The sequence below is a fragment of the Monashia sp. HAY1-5C genome (assembly GCF_056755255.1).
The window spans coordinates 1-18,429 of sequence record NZ_JBPGXG010000094.1; the positions used below are offsets into that span (position 1 = coordinate 1).

General features: G+C 73.2%; 16 protein-coding genes and 2 tRNA genes. 12 read left to right on the top strand and 6 right to left on the bottom strand.

Going from position 1 to position 18,429, the window contains the following annotated elements:
* Nucleotides 1-178: 178 nt before the first annotated feature.
* Nucleotides 179-661, top strand: coding sequence for a VOC family protein (locus tag ACR9ZK_RS14455; RefSeq protein WP_481342640.1), 483 nt, complete (start codon nucleotides 179-181; stop codon nucleotides 659-661).
* Here the strand turns inward: ACR9ZK_RS14455 and ACR9ZK_RS14460 are convergent.
* Complete coding sequence (locus ACR9ZK_RS14460) at nucleotides 547-1,503, bottom strand: 3-methyladenine DNA glycosylase (protein WP_481342641.1); 957 nt, start codon at nucleotides 1,501-1,503, stop codon at nucleotides 547-549. The genes ACR9ZK_RS14455 and ACR9ZK_RS14460 overlap by 115 nt on opposite strands.
* 101 nt (nucleotides 1,504-1,604) lie before the next feature.
* Between ACR9ZK_RS14460 and ACR9ZK_RS14465 the strand changes: the two genes are divergently transcribed.
* The 8 genes from ACR9ZK_RS14465 to ACR9ZK_RS14500 all read left to right on the top strand — a co-directional run bounded on the left by ACR9ZK_RS14465 (nucleotide 1,605) and on the right by ACR9ZK_RS14500 (nucleotide 8,983).
* A complete protein-coding gene (locus ACR9ZK_RS14465) occupies nucleotides 1,605-3,071 on the top strand; it encodes a hypothetical protein (RefSeq protein ID WP_481342642.1) in 1,467 nt (488 codons plus the stop codon).
* Nucleotides 3,072-3,110: 39 nt separating this feature from the next.
* On the top strand, nucleotides 3,111-4,646 hold the full coding sequence (locus ACR9ZK_RS14470) for a phospholipase D family protein (RefSeq protein WP_481342643.1): 1,536 nt from the start codon (nucleotides 3,111-3,113) through the stop codon (nucleotides 4,644-4,646).
* Nucleotides 4,647-4,728: 82 nt separating this feature from the next.
* The gene (locus ACR9ZK_RS14475) at nucleotides 4,729-5,508 is read left to right on the top strand and encodes a fumarylacetoacetate hydrolase family protein (RefSeq protein WP_481342644.1); all 780 of its coding nucleotides are present in this window, start codon (nucleotides 4,729-4,731) and stop codon (nucleotides 5,506-5,508) included.
* Between the two features lie 88 nt (nucleotides 5,509-5,596).
* Nucleotides 5,597-7,237 (top strand): glutamate--tRNA ligase, encoded by a 1,641-nt coding sequence (gltX, locus tag ACR9ZK_RS14480; RefSeq protein ID WP_481342645.1) that lies wholly within the window; start codon nucleotides 5,597-5,599, stop codon nucleotides 7,235-7,237.
* A gap of 7 nt (nucleotides 7,238-7,244) precedes the next feature.
* Entirely contained in the window at nucleotides 7,245-7,898 is a 654-nt protein-coding gene (locus ACR9ZK_RS14485; RefSeq protein WP_481342646.1) for a GNAT family N-acetyltransferase, read from the top strand.
* The gene (locus ACR9ZK_RS14490) at nucleotides 7,895-8,689 is read left to right on the top strand and encodes an HAD family hydrolase (RefSeq protein WP_481342647.1); all 795 of its coding nucleotides are present in this window, start codon (nucleotides 7,895-7,897) and stop codon (nucleotides 8,687-8,689) included. The genes ACR9ZK_RS14485 and ACR9ZK_RS14490 overlap by 4 nt, the downstream gene beginning before the upstream one ends.
* 60 nt (nucleotides 8,690-8,749) lie before the next feature.
* Nucleotides 8,750-8,821, top strand: a tRNA-Gln gene (locus ACR9ZK_RS14495).
* 89 nt (nucleotides 8,822-8,910) lie between these two features.
* Nucleotides 8,911-8,983: transfer RNA gene (locus tag ACR9ZK_RS14500), tRNA-Glu, on the top strand.
* Nucleotides 8,984-9,066: 83 nt separating this feature from the next.
* Here the strand turns inward: ACR9ZK_RS14500 and ACR9ZK_RS14505 are convergent.
* The 4 genes from ACR9ZK_RS14505 to ACR9ZK_RS14520 form a co-directional block, all read right to left on the bottom strand.
* The gene (locus ACR9ZK_RS14505) at nucleotides 9,067-11,286 is read right to left on the bottom strand and encodes a bifunctional lysylphosphatidylglycerol flippase/synthetase MprF (protein WP_481342648.1); all 2,220 of its coding nucleotides are present in this window, start codon (nucleotides 11,284-11,286) and stop codon (nucleotides 9,067-9,069) included.
* A 94-nt stretch (nucleotides 11,287-11,380) separates the two neighbouring features.
* Nucleotides 11,381-12,388 (bottom strand): glucose-6-phosphate dehydrogenase (coenzyme-F420), encoded by a 1,008-nt coding sequence (gene fgd, locus ACR9ZK_RS14510; protein WP_481342649.1) that lies wholly within the window; start codon nucleotides 12,386-12,388, stop codon nucleotides 11,381-11,383.
* 81 nt (nucleotides 12,389-12,469) lie between these two features.
* Nucleotides 12,470-13,441 carry a L,D-transpeptidase family protein gene (locus ACR9ZK_RS14515; protein WP_481342650.1) on the bottom strand — a complete coding sequence of 324 codons (972 nt, stop codon included), beginning with the start codon at nucleotides 13,439-13,441 and terminating at the stop codon, nucleotides 12,470-12,472.
* Nucleotides 13,442-13,571: 130 nt separating this feature from the next.
* Nucleotides 13,572-14,324 carry an IclR family transcriptional regulator gene (locus ACR9ZK_RS14520; protein WP_481342651.1) on the bottom strand — a complete coding sequence of 251 codons (753 nt, stop codon included), beginning with the start codon at nucleotides 14,322-14,324 and terminating at the stop codon, nucleotides 13,572-13,574.
* A gap of 140 nt (nucleotides 14,325-14,464) precedes the next feature.
* Here ACR9ZK_RS14520 and leuC point away from each other — a divergent pair, with 140 nt between their 5' ends.
* The 3 genes from leuC to ACR9ZK_RS14535 all read left to right on the top strand — a co-directional run bounded on the left by leuC (nucleotide 14,465) and on the right by ACR9ZK_RS14535 (nucleotide 17,554).
* Nucleotides 14,465-15,916, top strand: coding sequence for a 3-isopropylmalate dehydratase large subunit (gene leuC, locus ACR9ZK_RS14525; protein ID WP_481342652.1), 1,452 nt, complete (start codon nucleotides 14,465-14,467; stop codon nucleotides 15,914-15,916).
* Nucleotides 15,917-15,919: 3 nt separating this feature from the next.
* The gene (gene leuD, locus ACR9ZK_RS14530) at nucleotides 15,920-16,513 is read left to right on the top strand and encodes a 3-isopropylmalate dehydratase small subunit (protein ID WP_481342653.1); all 594 of its coding nucleotides are present in this window, start codon (nucleotides 15,920-15,922) and stop codon (nucleotides 16,511-16,513) included.
* 285 nt (nucleotides 16,514-16,798) lie between these two features.
* On the top strand, nucleotides 16,799-17,554 hold the full coding sequence (locus tag ACR9ZK_RS14535; RefSeq protein ID WP_481342654.1) for an HU family DNA-binding protein: 756 nt from the start codon (nucleotides 16,799-16,801) through the stop codon (nucleotides 17,552-17,554).
* 121 nt (nucleotides 17,555-17,675) lie between these two features.
* Here the strand turns inward: ACR9ZK_RS14535 and ACR9ZK_RS14540 are convergent.
* Nucleotides 17,676-18,429 (bottom strand): CofC family guanylyltransferase (locus ACR9ZK_RS14540; RefSeq protein ID WP_481342655.1); only part of this gene is annotated, 754 nt, incomplete at its 5' end.

The window sequence follows — 18,429 nt, forward strand, 5'->3', positions numbered from 1 at the left end:
TCCGTCGTCGGCAGCGTCAGATGTGTATAAGAGACAGGCCCAGGCCCCGTCCGGCACCAACCCCCTGTCGGGAGAGCGTCGTCGGCGCGCGTGCCTGAACCTTCGCCGACAGTCTTCAGAGCAACGACGGGCCCGCCTGATACGCCGGCGGGTCGGGAGTCGGGTTCACACTGGGGGAATGGCCCTACGGACGCGCTCCCACTGGTTCGGCGTCGTCCTCGACGCCCCCGACGCGTCGGGGCTGGCGCACTTCTACCAGCGACTGCTCGGGTGGACCCTCTTCACGGACACGCCGGGCTGGGCGACGCTCGCGCCGTCGGCGGACCGGGGGTACAACCTGTCCTTCCAGCAGGAGCCGAACTACGTGCGGCCGGTGTGGCCCAGCAAGCCGGGCCGACCGCTCATGATGCTGCACCTCGATCTCGAGGTCGACGACCTCGACGAGGCCGTCGCGTACGCCGTCGAGGTCGGCGCACAGCTCGCGGAGCACCAGCCGCAGGAGGACGTCCGGGTCATGCTCGACCCGGCCGGGCACCCGTTCTGTCTCTACGTCGACGACGACGAGGGTACCGACGGCTCGGAGGGCATCGAGGGCACCGAGGGCTCGGAGGGCTCGGAGCGCTCGGAGGGCTCGGAGGGCTCGGAGGGTCGGAGAACCTGATCGAGGGCCGCGACGAGGCGGCCGCGCAGCGCCTGCCCGCGCCCGGCGAAACCACGCTGCTCCGCGACGTACCGCGCCCTGCCCTCGGCGGTCTCGATGGGCACGGGCTCGTAGCCGAGCTCGCGCAGGTCGTAGGGGGCGGCGCGCATGTCGAGCGAACGGATGTCCCGGGCCAGCTCGAAGCAGTCGGCGACGAGGTCGGCCGGCACGACGGGAACGAGCTTGTGGGCCCATTTGTAGAGGTCCATGCCGGCGTGCAGGCAGGCCGGCTGCTCGAGGTCGACCTGAGCGGCCCGCGTCGGTCGCAGGGCGTTGCGCGGCGCCGCGTCCGGGGTGAAGAAGCGGTAGGCGTCGAAGTGCGAGCAGGCCACCTGGTGCGCGTCGACGACGGCGTCGGTCCCCTCGCGTCCGAGCCGGAGCGGCCACGCCGAGTGGCGCACGTCCGAGGGGTCGAGCCGGTACACCATGGCCCACTCGTGCAGCCCGAAGCAGCCGAAGCGGCCGGGTCGTGCCGCGGTGCGCACGAGCAGCTCGCGCACGAACCGCACCGTGTCGCCGCGCCGTTCGAGGAAGGCCTCGACGTCGACCGACACGGTGGAGCCACCGAGGCGGTAGAAGCGCCAGTCCCTCTGCGGCGCAGGTCCGTCCAACGCGATCCCGGGACCGGGGTGCCAGCGCCGCAGCTGCGACGGCGTGAAGGAGTAGTACGTGAAGAGGAAGTCCTCCACCGGGTGGGGGCGGCCGTCGAGGCGCCGCGCGCGGTGACCCGCGGTCGCCGCGTCGACCCGGGCCTCGTGGGCCCGGGTCCGCTCGCGCCACTCGGGCTCGGTCATCACGTGCACGCGACGAGGGTAGGTGATCGGTGCGGTGGTCCGCCGCGCGCGAGCCGCGCCCGAGCGGCTCACGAGCGGTCCACGAGCTGCTCGGCGGGCAGGATGGCCCCATGGGACCCGACGTCGAGCTGCCCACGCACCTGCTGCACCGCCTCACGTCCTACTCGCCCGACCGGGAGTGGACGGAGGTGCCGCCCGACGACCGCCTCGTCCACGACCTCGTGCCGAACGACCTCGCCCACCGCCCGCGCTGGTACAAGCACTACGACGACGACCTGACGCGGACGTTGCTGCCTCCGGACCTGCCCGCCACGACCGCCCCGGCGACCACGGTCCTCGCGGGCACGGCCCAGGTGCCCGTGGCCCGACTCGACCTCGCCGCCCTCGCCCGTCTGCTCTACCTGTCCTCGGGCGTCACTCGTCGCACGCGGCGAGACGGCGGGCTCCTGCTCTTCCGTGCCGCGGGCTCGGCGGGGGCCCGGTTCCCGCTCGAGCTCTACGTCGCGGTGCCGCGCGGTGGCGAGGCCGCCGCCGACGTGCCTGCCGGACTCCACTGGTACGACCCCGAGGCGCACGCGCTCGTCACGGTGGGGCCGCCGCCGACGGGTGAGGCCGCGACCGTGGTCGTCACCGGCATCCCATGGCGCACCGGTTGGCGCTACCGTGAGCGCGGGTTCCGGCACGTGTACTGGGACGCCGGGACGATGCTTGCCCAGCTGCTCGCGCTCGCCGACTCCGCGGGCGTCCCGGCCCGCCTCTTCACGACGTTCGCCGACGCCGAGGTGGCCGCCCTCGTCGGAGCCGACCGTGTGCACGAGCTGCCCGTGGCCCTCGTGGCGCTCGGCCCCGGTGCCCCTGCCGTGCACCCGACCGGTGACCCGATGCCGGGTCGGCACGACGCCGACGGCCTCGAGTTCCCCCTCGTGACGGCCGCGCAGCGAGCGGGGGAGCGGGCCGCTCTCGGGGCCGAGCTCGGCAGGGGTGCCCCCGTCCACCTGACCACGCGCGCGCAGGCCGGCCCGAGCACCGATGCCGTCGTGGCGAGCAAGGGCTCGATCCGCCGGCTGCGCGCCGACCGCTCGCTGCCGCGGGACGTGCTCGTCGACGCCATGGCGGTGGCGCTCCGGGGTGTCGACCTGCCGCACTGGCTCGGGGTCAGCGCCGTCGACGGCGTGCCCTCGGGCATCGCACGGTGGCCGGACGTCGACCACCCCGTCCGGGCCCTGGACGAGGAGACCGTCCGGGCCGAGCTCTACGGGGCGGCCCTCGAGCAGGGGCTGGCCCACGACGCGTCGTTCGTCGCCATGAGCGGCGTCGACCTCGCGGACCTCGACGACCACGGCTACCGCGACGCCCAGCTGCTCGCAGGTCTCGCGGAGGGCAGGCTGCACCTCATGGCCTACGCCCTGGGCGCGGCCGCGTCGGGCATGACGTTCCGCGACTCCGACCTCGCGGCGCTGCTCGGTGCGGACGTCGCGGGGCTGCTCTGGACGTGCGTCGGCGTGCCCGAGTACCGCACCCGTGCCAGCGGACTGCCCGGCTCGCCGGCCGACGTCACCATCGTCTGGCCGCGCTGATCCACCGGCGGAGCCCGCCGTCGGCCTAGGCTCGCTCCCGTGGCCGTCGCCGACTGGTACCTCAGCGCCGAGGAGCGCGGCAACCCCTCGACCCTGCTCGACAGGCGCCGTCCCGGCGGGCTCGCCTGGAGCGAGGGCAACCTCGTCACACCTCTCATCCACGGGGCGGCGTACTTCGCGGTTCTTCGCGACCGGGTGTGCCGGATGCGAAGGGGTGACCTGCTGCTCTTCGTCGACTGGCGCGGCGACCCCGACGAGCGCCTGACGGGCGAGCCGGGGAGCGAGGTCGCCGGCGTCTTCGCCGACGCCGCCCGCAGGGGCGTCGACGTCCGCGGCCTCGTCTGGCGGTCCCACTGGGACCGGCTCGCCTTCTCCGCCGAGGAGAACCGTCACCTCGGCGAGGACATCAACGCGGCCGGTGGTGAGTGCTACCTCGACATGCGGGTCCGGCTCGGCGGCTCGCACCACCAGAAGTTCGTGGTGCTGCGGCACCCCGGCCGGCCCGAGTGGGACGTCGCGTTCCTCGGCGGCATCGACCTGTGCCACAGCCGGCGCGACGACGCGAGCCATGCCGGCGACCCGCAGCCCCAGACCATGGCGAAGGTCTACGGCCCCCGGCCCCCGTGGCACGACGTCCAGCTGGCGCTCACCGGTCCCGTCGTCGGTGACGTCGAGACCGTCTTCCGCGAGCGCTGGGAGGACCCCCAGGCGCTGAGCCGCTCGCCGATCCGCTGGGCCTTCGACGGACTGCGCGGTGACCGCCCGCGCCGCCGGCCGCTCCCACCGCAGGAACCGGACCCGGCGCCGACGGGGCCGCACCCGGTCCAGCTGCTGCGCACGTACGGCCACCGCCTGGGCGGCTACCCGTTCGCTCCACGCGGAGAGCGGAGCGTCGCGCGGGCCTATGCGAAGGCGTTCTCGCGGGCCCGGCACCTGATCTACCTCGAGGACCAGTACCTGTGGTCCGCGCAGGTGTGCGGCGTCCTCGTCGACGCCCTCAGGCGGGCGCCCGGTCTTCGTGTCGTCGTGGTCCTGCCGCACCAGCCGGACCAGGACGGCACCCTCGCCCACGCCCCGAACCTCGTGAGCCGGGCCAGGCTGCTCGAGACGCTGCACGCCGCCGCGCCGGGCCGCGTCGCCGCCTACGGGGTCGAGAACAGGCAGGGCACCCCGGTGTACGTCCACGCGAAGGTCTGCGTCGTCGACGACGAGTGGGTGGCGGTCGGTTCGGACAACCTCAACCGGCGGTCATGGACGCACGACTCCGAGCTGTCCGCCGCGGTCGTGCACCCGGAGCTGGCCCGGGGCCTGCGTCAGGAGCTCGCACGCGAGCACCTCGACACCGACGCCGACCTGGCCCTCGAGGACCACTTCGCCGCCTACGCCGACAGCGCCCGAGCCCTCGCGTCCTGGCACCGCGACCCTGCCTCGGCCCCGCGGCCGGCGGGCCGGCTGCGTCCGGTCGACAGCCCGGCGCAGGGGCGGCTGACCCGGTTGTGGGCCGACCCCCTGTACCGCCTCGTCTACGACCCCGACGGCCGACCGCTCGACCTCAGGCTCCGGCGCACCTTCTGAGGCGACGACGGCCGGGACGACCGCGTCGGCTGCCGGACGACCGGGGGACGACCGCGGGCGGCCTCGTCGTAGGCTGAGGCGCGTGCGCATCGCGAGGTACACGACCGGGGACGACCCGGCCTACGGCATCGTCCAGGGCGACCCCGGGCAGGAGGTCCTCACCCCGCTCGCCGGTGACCCGCTCTACGTCGGGCTCCAGCCGAGCGGCCATGACCCGGTCATGCTCGCGGACGTGCGGCTGCTCGCGCCGGTCATCCCGCGGTCGAAGATCGTGGCGATCGGCAAGAACTACGCCGACCACGCCGCGGAGATGGGCGGCGAGGCGCCCGCGGAGCCGATGATGTTCTTCAAGCCGAACACGTCGGTCGTCGGACCGTTCGACCCCGTCGTCCTGCCGAGCGGCAGCAGCGAGGTCTCCTACGAGGGCGAGCTGGCCGTCGTCATCAAGACGATCACCAAGGGCGTCAAGGCGGAGAACGCCGCCGACTGCATCTACGGATACACCATCGCCAACGACGTCACGGCCCGTGACTGGCAGCGCACCGACGGACAGTGGGCGCGCGCCAAGGGGTTCGACACCAGCTGTCCCCTCGGCCCGTGGGTCGAGACCGAGCTCGACCCGGCCGACTTGTCGATCGTCACGACGCTGGACGGCGACGTCAGGCAGGACGGCACGACGGCCGACATGGTCCACGGGATCGGCGCGATCATCGAGCACGCCTCGGCGGCGTTCACCCTGCTGCCCGGCGACGTCATCCTCACCGGCACGCCGGCGGGCGTCGGGCTGGTCGACGCCGGCCAGCAGGTGACCGTGCAGATCGAGGGCATCGGCTCGCTGACGAACACCTTCGTCCGGCGCTGACCGGGCGTCCACGGGGGAGCGGGGGCCGTCCGGGACGGCTCCGGCGGCGTCGGGGCCCCTGCGACGGGCCCACTAGGCTGACCCCACCATGAGCGACACGACCAGCACCCCCGACGCGTCCACCACCTCAGCCTCGTCGGCCACCCCCGCGACCTCCGTCCCCGCCGTGGAGGTGCGCCCCTCCACGGACCCGGCGCAGCAGCGCGTGTCGACCTCCGACGGCAGCGGACCGGTGCGCACCCGAGTCGCCCCGAGCCCGACCGGCGACCCGCACGTCGGCACGGCCTACATGTCGCTGTTCAACCTCGCGTTCACCCGCCAGCAGGGCGGCCAGTTCGTCCTGCGGGTCGAGGACACCGACCGCGTCCGGTTCCGCGAGGACTCCGAGGCCCAGCTGTACGACACCCTCGCCTGGCTCGGGCTGCACTGGGACGAGGGGCCCGACGTCGGCGGGCCGTTCGCGCCGTACCGCCAGAGCGAGCGCCTCGAGACCTACCGGCCCTACGTCGACAGGCTCGTCGAGGACGGGCACGCCTACTACTGCTGGTGCTCCAAGGAGCGGCTCGACCAGATGCGCGAGGTCCAGCAGAAGACCAAGCAGCCCACGGGCTACGACCGCCTCTGCGTGGGCAAGACGCGCGATGAGCGCGCCGAGCTGCCCGGCTTCACCGAGACCCCGGTGGTCCGCATGCTCATCCCCGACGACGTCCCGCTCGTCTTCGACGACGTCATCCGTGGCAAGGTGTCGGCACCCCGTCCCGACGACCAGGTCATCCTCAAGGCCGACGGCTTCCCGACCTACCACCTGGCCGTCGTCGTCGACGACCACGAGATGGGCATCACTCACGTCGTCCGCGGTGAGGAGTGGATCTCCTCGACGCCCAAGCACGTCCTGCTCTACCGGTGGCTCGGCCTCGAGCCGCCGGCCTTCGCGCACATGCCGCTGCTGCGCAACACGGACAAGTCGAAGATCTCCAAGCGCAAGAACCCCGCGGCGCGTCTCACGTGGTTCCGCGAGCAGGGCTACCTGCCCGAGGCGCTCGTGAACTTCCTTGCGCTGCTTGCCTACCCGCCGCAGCAGGACGCCGACGGCAACGACCTGGAGGTCTTCACCTTCGACGACTTCAGCCGGACCTTCGACTGGGCCAAGGTCAACCCCATCGGGCCCATCTTCGACCTCAAGAAGCTCGAGTGGCTCAACGGGGTCTACATCCGCCAGCTGGACACCGGTGACTTCGCCTCGCGGCTGCTGCCCTACCTCGTGGAGGCCGGCATCCTCGGCGAGACGCAGTCGCTCGGGGAGCTGGGCCGCCTCAAGGCCGTGGCCGCGCTGATCCAGCCGCGGATGGCGCTGCTCACCGAGGCGCCGGCCCTCGTCGCTCCCTTCTTCGTCGCGGACGACCAGCTCGAGGTCGCCGAGGACGCCCGGGCCCAGCTCAAGGACGACGCGCCCCAGGTGCTCGACGCCGCCCTGCGGGTGCTCGGTGACATCGACGACCACGGCCCCGGCGTCCTCGGGACCGGCAGCGCGTGGAGCGCCGCCGTGATCGAGGCCGCCCTGCGCGAGGCGATCGTGGACGGTCTCGGCATCAAGCCGCGGTTCGCCTTCGGCCCGCTGCGCACCGCGGTGTCGGGCCAGCGCATCTCGCCCCCGTTGTTCGAGTCGATGGAGATCCTCGGCAAGACCTCGACCCTGGGCCGCCTCCGGGCGCTGCGCGACGCGCTCTGAGGGCCCGGTGCTCGAGCGCATCTGGCCGCTGCACGGCATCCGTCTCGGCACGGCCGACCTCGACCTGCGGGTCATGACCGAGGCCGACCTGCCCGAGGTCTGCGCCGTCCTGCCGCCGGACCTCGAGCTCAACCCGCACGCGACCACGTACGCCGGCCTCGACCTGCCCGCCAACCGCCGGGCCGTCGTCGCCCAGGGGTACTGGCGTGCCTTCGGCATGTGGTCGCCGGACGACTGGGCGCTGCCCTTCGTCGTCCGCCGCGGGGACCGCATCATCGGCGGGCAGTGGCTGGAGGGGCCCGACTACCGGGCCGACCGCACCGTCGACTCCTCGTCGTGGCTCGTGCGCGAGGCCCGCGGCTGCGGCTTCGGGCGGCAGATGCGGGGCGCGGTCCTCGAGCTGGCCTTCACCTTCCTCGGCGCCCGGGCCGCGATCTCGTCGGCGGTCGTCGACAACGCGGCCTCGCTCGGCGTCTCCTACAGCCTCGGCTACCGCGACACCCACACCTCGGTGCTCGAGCACTCGGGGGAGCGGCTCCAGCACGTGCGCCTCGAGCGGGACACGTGGCGTCGCGGCGGTCACGGTGGCGAGGTGACCGTCGAGGGCATCGAGGCGGCCCTGCCGCTCTTCGGCCCGGTCTCGGGACCGGAGGAGGCGTGAGCGGCTCCGACGCGAGCGCACCCCGCGACGACGACGGCGTCATCGAGCCAGTCGCCGCCGTCCTCGAGGGCGCCCGGGCACTCGTGCTCGACGTCGACGACACCATCGTCGACACCCGCGGGGCGATGGTCGTCGCCGGCACCCACGCCGCCCGGGCGCTCTGGCCGGGGCGCGACGGGGACCACGTCGCCATGGCCGAGCGGTACTACGCGGACCCGGAGCGCTGGTTCCCGCGGTACGCCTCCGGGGCGATCGCCTTCGAGGACATGCGCTCTGGTCGGCTCGCGGAGGTGGCACGCGCCTTCCGGGCCGACCTGGCCGACGACGCGCACGGTGTCTTCGAGGACGCGTACGCCCCGGCCTTCCGCGACGCCCAGCGGCTCTTTCCCGACGTGCCCGAGCTGCTGGCCGCCGCCGAGCAGATCGGGCTCCCCGTGGCCCTGCTGACCAACTCTGCGTCGGCGCCCACGCGGGTCAAGCTCGAGGCCCTTCGGCTCGCGGCGCGGTTCGACGTCGTCGTCACCACCGACACGCTGGGGTTCGGCAAGCCCGACCCGCGCGTGTACCGGGAGGCGTGCCGTCTCGTCGGTGTCGAGCCGGAGGCCGCCGTGTGCATCGGTGACAGCCTCGCCTGGGACGTCATCGGCGCCCGCCGGGCGGGGCTGCGTGCGATGTGGCTCGACCGGGCCGCGGCCGGCACGTCCGAGGACGTCGTGTCGGTGCAGGGGCTCGACGTCGTCGCCCGGGCCCTGCGTGCGACCCGATTTGGGGGTTCGGTGGTCGACCGGTAACATTTCCACTCGGTTCACCACCGCAGAAGGCCGCAAGGCGCGCTCGGGAGTGAAACCCCTTGGGGTATGGTGTAATTGGCAACACTACGGATTCTGGTTCCGTCATTCTAGGTTCGAGTCCTGGTACCCCAGCTCCGGTTCTCTCCCGAGAGAGCCGATTCGGAGAAATCCTCGCCAACCGGTAAGGTTCTCTCCTGTGCCGAGCGATCGGCACCGCTCACGGCCCCGTTGTGTAGCGGCCTAGCACGCCGCCCTCTCAAGGCGGTAGCGCGGGTTCGAATCCCGTCGGGGCTACGTGATGCTCGAAGGAGCGACGGAGACCTCGGTCCACCAGGACCGGGGTCTCCTGCGTCCCGGCCCCGGGTCGGCCGCGCGGGTCAGTCGCGGCGGGCCCGGATGCCCGCCAGCGCCAGCTGCCGCATCGAGGTCCCGGGCAGGTACGCCGAGGTCAGGGCCAGCCCGATGCGCGGCAGGGCGGCCTCGTCCCGGAAGACGAGATGGAGGGCCTGGCCCCGCGGCGAGAACTTCCGCTTGAAGCTCTCCAGGGAGCGGAACCCGTAGAGCGGCTCGAGGGCCTCGCCGAGCGCGCCGAGGAGCCGGTCGAGGGGTTCGGCCGCTGCGCCGGGACCTGCCGCGCCGGGACCTGCCGCGTCGGTGCCTGCAGCGCCGGTGTGCGCGAGCGGCGCCCCGGACAGCGACACCACCTCGAGGCCGGCCGCCTTGAACGACAGGCAGGCGCTGGCGACGAGGAACTCGGTCACGGGCCTGAACCCGTCCGGCAGGCGTCGCATGACATCGAGCGTCCGGCCGCGGACGACCCCTCCACCGGCGTGCACGGGCAGCCACGACGTGACCCCGTGCACCGTGCCCTCGGCATCGACCGCGAGCCCGACGAGGGCGTGCGGGTCCATCGCCTCGTCGATGCCGCCGAGCGTGAAACCCATCTCGGGCAGGCCCTTGTCGCCGACCCACAGCTCGGAGATCGCGCGCACCTGCGCGAGGACTCCGCGCGGCATGTCCGCGAGGCGCCCCTCCCGGTAGGTGATCCCCTCGCGCGCGGCGCGGTTGAGCGCGGTGCGCACGTCCTGCCAGCGCCGACCCGTGAACTGCAGGGCCGGCAGGTCGATGACGGCCTCCTCCGCGACGGTGAGGTGCCGGTAGCCGTGCGCCGCGCCCCAGGCCCGCACCTCGTCGGTGACCGAGAAGAAGCAGGCCTGTCGGCCGTGGGACTCCTGCTCGTCGACGAACGCGGCGAGGACCCGGGCGCGCGTCCCCGCATCGGCCGCGACGGGGTCACCGAGCGCCACGGCCACGCCGCGGTGCAGCTGGTGAGCCTGGTAGCCGATCACCCCCGGGTGCGCGGGGTCGGGTCGCGGCGCGGGCAGGAGGAACCAGGCGTTGTCCGGCCACGTGCCCATCCACGACATCGTCGTGCCGCCGTGGCGCTCGAGCAGCGCGATGGCGGTCTCGCGCCCGTCGCGGGCGCCCGTCCGGTCGGTGAGCCGGCCCCGTCGGCCGGGGGCCCGGAAGGCCGAGCGTCCGGCGAGGAGGACCCACAGCTGCAGCGACCACAGGAGCACATCGACGACCACCTGGGGCACGGCCGACACCACCTCGTCACCCGGCCCGAGCCGGTCCGGTGCGAGCACCTCGACGACGAGCACGGCCAGGCCCGCGAGCAGCCCGAGTCCCGCCAGCAACGCCGCGAGGTGCCACACCTGTCGCGACCCCTGCCGCAGGCCGTCGGCCAGCAGGAGCGAGACCCCGGCACCGACGAGCACGCTGAGGACGTCGGCGTCGGTGGTGCTCGCCCCGAGCGGCCCGTCGGAGGGCACGAGGTAGAGCAGGACCCGGACCGCGGCGGCCACGACGAAGAGCGTCCAGGCCAGGACGCGCCACTCGTGTCGGGTGAGACGCACGTGGGGGCCCGCTGGGCGCCGACCGACGAGGCCGGGTCCGAGCAGCAGCCCCGTGCCGACCGCGAGCAGGTGCTCGAGATCCCACAGCAGCCCGATGTAGAGGAAGGACAGGACGGCGTAGAGGCACAGCAGGGCCCGCAGCCGACCGCGCCACGGTGGTCGCAGCGTCACCGACGCGGCGGCCACCGCGCCGAGCGCGCCCGCGCTGAACCCGGCGTCGAGCACGCCGCCGGTCGTCCGGGCCCACGTCCAGGTCGTGTGCGTCAGCGGCCAGAGGACGACCGACGCGCCGACGACGCCCGCCAGGTGACCGGCCACCGCCGACACCGCCACGGACCGCGTCCCGAGCCTCAGCTCGGACCATCCGAGGAGCAGCAGGGCGCCGCCGGCGACGGGGAGGTACTGCGCAGGGACCAGGGCGAAGAACGCACCGGTCACGGGCGTCCACCACCGGCCCGCCTCGAGCGCCGGAAGACCGTACGCGACGCCCTCGAGCAGCGGCCGGTCCCGCAGCGGCGACCACAGCGTCCCCGTGGCGAGGCCGAGCACGAGCATCAGGGCGACGACCGAGAGCGTGAAGGGGGCGCGGCGGGCCGGCGCGAGCAGGCGCACGCGTCCGCGGTCCTCGGTGTCCCCGGTGTCCCCGGCGTCCCCGGCGACGCTCTGTGGCTCGGGCACGCGTCCTCCCCGTGTGCGGCCGGTCCGGCTCCCGCCGGGCCCTCAGCCCGGACCCTAGCCCCGGCCGCGGTGCCGGAGGGCAGGATCGCCGAGGTCAGGCGAGCTCGCGCAGCTCGGGAAGGACGTCGGCGGCGAACTGCTCGAGGAACCGGGCCTGGTCGTGACCGGGTGCGTGGAACACGACGTGGTCGAACCCCCAGTCGACGTACTGGCGTACCGCGTCGACGGCCTCGTGCGGGTCGCTCGTGACGATCCACCGCCTGGCGACCTGCTCGTCGCTCAGCTCGTCCGCGAGGCGCTCCATCTCCACCGGGTCGTCGACGCCGTGCTTCTGCTCGGCCGTCAGCGACAGCGGCGCCCAGAACCGGACGTTGTGGAGCGCCCGGTCGGGGTCGCGGTCGTAGGAGAGCTTGATCTCGATCATCCGGTCGATGTCCTGGCGGGTGCGGCCGGACTTCTCCAGGCCCTCGTCGACGGCCGGCATCAGCTGGTCCTCGTAGAGCTCGCGGCCCTTGCCCGACGTGCAGATGAAGCCGTCGCCGGAGCGCCCGGCGTACCGGGCCACGAGCGGACCACCCGCCGCGACGTAGACCGGGATGGGCTCCTCCGGCCGGTCGTAGACGGTGGCTGCACGGGTCCGGTAGTAGTCACCCTCGAAGTCGACCCGCTCCTCGGTCCAGAGGCGTCGCATGAGCCGCACCGACTCGCGCAGCCGGGCGAAGCGCTCCTTGAACTCCGGCCACGGCGACCCGGCCGCCCCGACGGCCACCTCGTTGAGGGCCTCGCCGGTGCCGATGCCCAGGACGATGCGTCCCGGGTTGAGAGCGCCCAGCGTGCCGAAGGCCTGCGCGACGACGGCGGGGTTGTAGCGGAACGTCGGGGTCATCACCGACGTGCCGAGCGTGATGCGCTCGGTGCGCTCGCCGGCGGCCGCGAGCCACGACATCGCGAACGGGGCATGGCCCTCGTGGTGGCGCCACGGCTGGAAGTGGTCGGAGATGAACGCCGAGTCGAGCCCGAGCTGCTCGGCCAGGACGGCGAGCGTGACGAGGTCACGAGGCCCGAACTGCTCCGCGGACGCCTTCCAACCAACCTTGAGCACGGTGCCTCCTGCGACTCGGAACGGGTCGTGCCAGCCTACGTCGGCAGCCGCTCGCGCCCGTCGGGGCGGGTCAGGAGCGGGTCACCAGTGGATGACGACCCGGTCGCCGATCCGTGACTCGTCGTAGAGCCGGATGATGCCGTTCCAGTCGCGGACGTTGACGCAGCCGTGTGAGGCGCCGGCGTAGCCGAGGCGCGCGAAGTTCGACGAGTAGTGCACCGCCTGCCCTCCGGAGAAGAACATCGAGTAGGGCATCGGCGTGTGGTAGAGGTTCGAGATGACGTCCTTCTTCTTCTTGTAGACGGTGAAGACGCCCTCGCGGGTGGGCAGCTCGTCGCTGCCGAAGCGGACGTCGAAGCCGTACTGGGGCACCCCGTCGACGACCCAGGTCAGGTGCCGGGTCGTCTTGCTGATGCACATGACGCGTCCGGTCATGCAGCGCGGGTCGAGGTCGGCGGCGCCGGCGTCGGGCTTCGGCTTCGGCTTCGGCTTGACGTTGGCCAGCTCGTCGGCGGTCGGCCGGCGCGTCATCGCCACGAGCCGGTCCCACGTCGTCTCGTCGAGGCTGCCCGTCGCGGCGAACCCGCGCTTGGCCTGGAAGCCACGCACCGCGGCCTCGGTGCGGCTGCCGTAGCCGTCGGTCACGTCGCCGGAGAACCAGCCGATCTGGCGCAGCCGGGCCTGGAGGGCACGCACCCTCGTGCCGGAGTCGCCGCGCCGCAGCAGGACGACCGGGGCCGGGACCGGCGTCGCGGTCGGCGTCGCGGCCGGGGGAGTGGTCGGGCGAGTGGTCGGGGCTGCGGTCGCAGTCCCGGCCGGCGTCGGGGTGGCCGGAGTCGTGGGCCCGGACGTCGCCCCGCCCGTGCTGTCGGACGCCGTTCGGGTCACGGAGACGCGCGTCGCGGCCGTGGACGCACCGTCGTCCGGCGTGCAGGCGGCCAGCGCAGCGACGGCGACGCAGACCGCCCCGGCGAGCACCCCACGGGTGCGGAACCCGCCTCGAGCGGGCCCGCGGCGACGCGTCGGGCGAACGGACGTGGTGGGAGCCGGCATGGTTACCCCTGACCAGGACGTTGGGTGGTTGCACCGAGAGTGACGTGCCACGGCCCCGCGCGGTTGTCCGAGTCGACGGCTCGCCGCGGATCGTGACCGATCCGTTGCGAAAGGTCCGGTCCCGGACGTCTCAGGCGTTCTGCTGCTGCTGTTGCTGCTGCTGCATCGCGTGGTGGCGGCGCAGCACCTCGGTCAGCTTGTTCGCGCCGGCGACGACGGTCGCGGCGTGCAGCCGGCCCGGCTGGCGGGACAGGCGCTCGATGGGTCCGGAGATCGACACCGCGGCGACGACACGGCCCGAGGGCCCGCGCACCGGGGCGGACACCGACGCGACCCCGGCCTCGCGCTCGGCGACGCTCTGCGCCCAGCCGCGGCGGCGCACCGCCGACAGCGTCGTGGCGGTGAACGCGGCGCCCTGCAGGCCACGGTGCAGCCGGTCCGGCTCCTCCCAGGCGAGGAGCACCTGGGCGGCCGATCCGGCGAGCATCGACAGGGTGGCGCCGACGGGGATCGAGTCGCGCAGGCCGACCGGCCGCTCGGCGGCCGCGACGCAGATGCGCTGGTCGCCCTGCCGGCGGAACAGCTGGGCGCTCTCGTTCGTGTGGTCGCGCAGGGCTCCGAGGACGGGGCCGGCCGCAGCGAGGAGCCGGTCCTCGCCCGCCGCGGAGGCGAGCTCGCCGAGCCGCGGGCCGAGGACGAAGCGGCCCTGCATGTCGCGCGAGACGAGCCGGTGGTGCTCGAGGGCGACGGCCAGGCGGTGCGCCGTCGGGCGCGCCAGGCCGGTGGCGCCGACGAGCTGAGCGAGCGTGGCCGGACCGGCCTCGAGGGCGCCCAGCACCGTGGCTGCCTTGTCGAGGACGCCGACCCCAGAAGTGTTGTCCATGAACTGATATTGACGTCTCAGGCACTGAGACGTCAATCCACAACGCCCACAAAAGAGCGACGCTTTTGCAACAGCGACGTCGCGAGCCGGTCCTCGGTGGCGCGCGCGCTGGAGCAAGAGACGTCGCGCGGAGGGATGAGATGGCAGGGACACTGGCCGAGAAGGTCTGGGACGCACACGTCGTCAGGCGCGCCGAGGGCGAGCCCGACCTCCTCTACATCGATCTGCACCTGCTCCACGAGGTCACCAGCCCCCAGGCCTTCGACGGTCTCCGGCTCGCCGGCCGTCCCGTCCGGCGCCCCGACCTCACCCTGGCGACCGAGGACCACAACGTCCCGACGACGCCGGGCCCCATCACCGACCCCGTCTCCAAGGTCCAGGTCGAGACGCTGCGCCGCAACTGCGAGGAGTTCGGCGTCCGGCTCTACCCGATGGGTGACGCCGACCAGGGCATCGTCCACGTCGTCGGCCCGCAGCTGGGCCTGACGCAGCCGGGCATGACCGTCGTCTGCGGTGACAGCCACACCTCGACGCACGGCGCGTTCGGCGCGCTCGCCTTCGGCATCGGCACCTCCGAGGTCGAGCACGTCCTCGCCACCCAGACGCTGCCGCTCAAGCCGTTCCGCACCCTGGCCGTCAACGTCGACGGCACGCTGCCCGACGGGGTCACGGCCAAGGACATCGTCCTGGCCGTGATCGCCAAGATCGGCACCGGCGGTGGCCAGGGCTACGTCATCGAGTACCGCGGCGAGGCCATCGAGGCGCTGTCGATGGAGGCCCGGATGACGGTGTGCAACATGTCGATCGAGGCCGGTGCCCGCGCCGGCATGATCGCCCCGGACCAGACGACGTTCGACTACCTCCGGGGCCGCCCGCACGCCCCCAAGGGTGCGGACTGGGACGCCGCGGTCGCCGAGTGGACAGCGCTGCGCACCGACGCCGACGCCGTCTTCGACGCCGAGGTCGACATCGACGCCGCGACGCTGACGCCGTTCGTCACGTGGGGCACCAACCCCGGCCAGGGCCTGCCGCTCGGCGAGTCCGTGCCCGACCCCGAGTCCTTCGCCGACGAGAGCGACCGCCTGGCCGCCTCGAACGCGCTCGCGTACATGGGGCTCGAGCCCGGGACGCCGCTGCGCGACATCCGCGTCGACACCGTCTTCGTCGGCTCGTGCACCAACGGCCGCATCGAGGACCTGCGCGCTGCCGCCGACGTCATCAAGGGTCATCGCGTGGCCGACGGCGTCCGGATGCTCGTCGTGCCCGGCTCGGCCAAGGTGCGGCTGCAGGCCGAGGCCGAGGGGCTCGACGCCGTCTTCACCGATGCCGGCGCCGAGTGGCGCCTGCCCGGCTGCTCCATGTGCCTCGGCATGAACCCCGACACCCTCTCGCCGGGGGAGCGCAGCGCGTCGACGTCCAACCGCAACTTCGAGGGACGCCAGGGCAAGGGCGGTCGTACCCACCTCGTCAGCCCGCTCGTCGCGGCGGCCACCGCCGTGCGCGGGACGCTGTCGAGCCCGTCCGACCTCGGCTCGGTCCGCGAGCCGGTGGCCGCGTCCGCCGTCGCGTCCAGCACCACCGGGGAGGCCTGAGCCATGGAGAAGTTCGAGACCCACACCGGCGTCGGCGTTCCGCTGCGGCGCAGCAACGTCGACACCGACCAGATCATCCCGGCCGAGTACCTCAAGCGCGTCACGCGCACCGGGTTCGAGGACGGCCTCTTCGCCGCGTGGCGCAAGGACGAGTCCTTCGTCCTCAACAACCCGGTGTACGCGGGTGGTTCGGTGCTCGTGGCCGGGCCCGACTTCGGCACCGGGTCGAGCCGTGAGCACGCCGTCTGGGCCCTCATGGACTACGGCTTCCGCGTCGTGGTCAGCTCCCGGTTCGCCGACATCTTCCGCGGGAACAGCGGCAAGCAGGGACTCGTCACGGCCGTCGTCGCCCAGGACGACGTCGAGCTGATCTGGAAGCACCTGGAGAACAACCCGGGTTCCGAGGTCGAGGTCGACCTCGTGGCCCGGACCGTCCGGGCCGGCGAGATCGTGGCCGCCTTCGACATCGACGACTACACCCGCTGGCGGCTGCTCGAGGGGCTCGACGACATCGGCCTGACGCTCCGACACGAGGACGAGGTGTCCGAATTCGAGAAGCGCCGGCCGAGCCACAAGCCGGTCACCACCCCGGCCTGAGACCCCGGCCAGAGGCAGGTCACCGGACCTGCTGACGGTGACGGATCCCGCTGTGACACAGCGGGATCCGTCTCTCTTTCTCCCTCCAGGCATGGGCCGGCCGCCGGGCTTCGGGCGCGCGGGGTGGCGAATCCTGAGGCGTCAAAGTCGTTGCGACACAACGAAAAGCCCGGGTGGGGTGATGGACGAACCCGCTCGACAGGCCTAACGTCGTCTCGTAGCCGGACTGGTTCCGGATGCCCACGTCGGGTCGCCTGACACCGACAGTCCTCTGGAGGGGAAGACGTGAACAAGGCAGAACTGGTCGACGCGCTGGAGAAGAAGCTCGGCAGCAAGAAGCAGGCCTCCGACGCCCTCGAGGCCTTCCTCGACGTCGTCATCCGCGAGGTGGCCAAGGGCAACAAGGTCGGGATCACCGGCTTCGGCACCTTCGAGCGAGCCGACCGCGCGGCCCGCACGGGGCGCAACCCCAAGACCGGTGAGACGGTGCGCATCAAGAAGACTCGCGTCCCCAAGTTCCGGTCGGGCACGAACTTCAAGGAGATCGTCTCGGGCGCCAAGAAGGTCTCGCGCACCGAGTCCGCGGCGGCGCGCGCCACGGCGGGCAGCTCGGTGTCGGCGCCGGCGACCAAGAGCGCGGCGAAGAAGACGGCGTCCACGGCCAAGAAGGCCACGGCCAGCAAGGCCGCTCCGGCCAGGTCCGCGGCGAAGAAGACGGCGACCAAGGCCGCCGGCACGGCCGCGTCGGCAGCGAAGAAGACGGCGTCCACGGCGAAGAAGAGCACCGCCAGCAAGGCCGCTCCGGCCAAGTCCGCGGCGAAGAAGACCACGACCAAGGCCGCCGGCACGGCCGCGTCGGCAGCGAAGAAGACGGCGTCCACGGCCAGGAAGAGCACCGCCAGCAAGGCTGCTCCGGCCAAGTCCGCGACGAAGAAGACGACGACCAAGGCGGCCACCCCGGCCAGGTCCGCCGCGAAGAAGGCGACGTCCACGGCCAAGAAGACGACGGCGAAGGCGACGGCGCGCAAGAGCGCTCGCTGAGGCGTGGTCCGGGCCGGCCGGCTGGTTCCGGGTCGCGTGCGGACCGTGACGGACGACGAGGGCCCGGCTGCACGGCCGGGCCCTCGTGCGTGCCACGACCAAGCGGGCGCGGTGCGGGGCGTCAGCGGATGCGCTGGCCCGGGCCGATGCCGACGATGCGCAGGGCGACGACGACGTCGTCGACGACGTCGACCGTGAGGCGCTGGCCGACCCGCAGCAGGCGCAGGCCGCTCGACTCCAGGGCGGGCGCGCCGAAGACCAGCTCGCGGCCGTCGTCGCGCAGCACGCTGCCCGTGCGTGTCTCGGGGTCGTAGCGGTGCACCGTGGCCTGCATGGTCCTGATCCAAGCAGATCCGCGGTGCTCGAGCACCGCCCGTGTCGCGGGCCCCGGCCCCAGCCGGCGGGCGGCGGCCAGTCCCGACGCGTCGTCGACGTCGGTGCGCAGGCGCGGGAGGTCGAGATCGAGCCGCACGGCGCCGTCGGCCTCGTGCCGCGCGGCGCTGCCGACGCCGAACCGCGGTGTGAAGCGGCGGCCCGTGCGCAGCACCGTGCCCGTGCCGTCGACGTCGGGCACGAACGCGTCGTCGTGGTGGGCGGCCACCTCGAGGGCGGCCCGCAGCGAGGCGGCGTCGAGCGCCGGCAGGTCACCGAGGAGCACACCGACCCGGGCCGCCCCGTCGGCGGCGACGTCGTCCTCCTGCCCGTCGCGCGGGTCGTTCGCGGCCCGGATGCCCACGGCCACGGCGTCGTTGAGCCCGCCGCCCGGGTCCTCGACGACGACGACGCCGCGGAGGGCCCACGTCGCGCGGAGGGCCGGGTCGGTGGTGCTCGTCACCACCTGTCTCTTATACACATCTGACGCTGCCGACGACGGA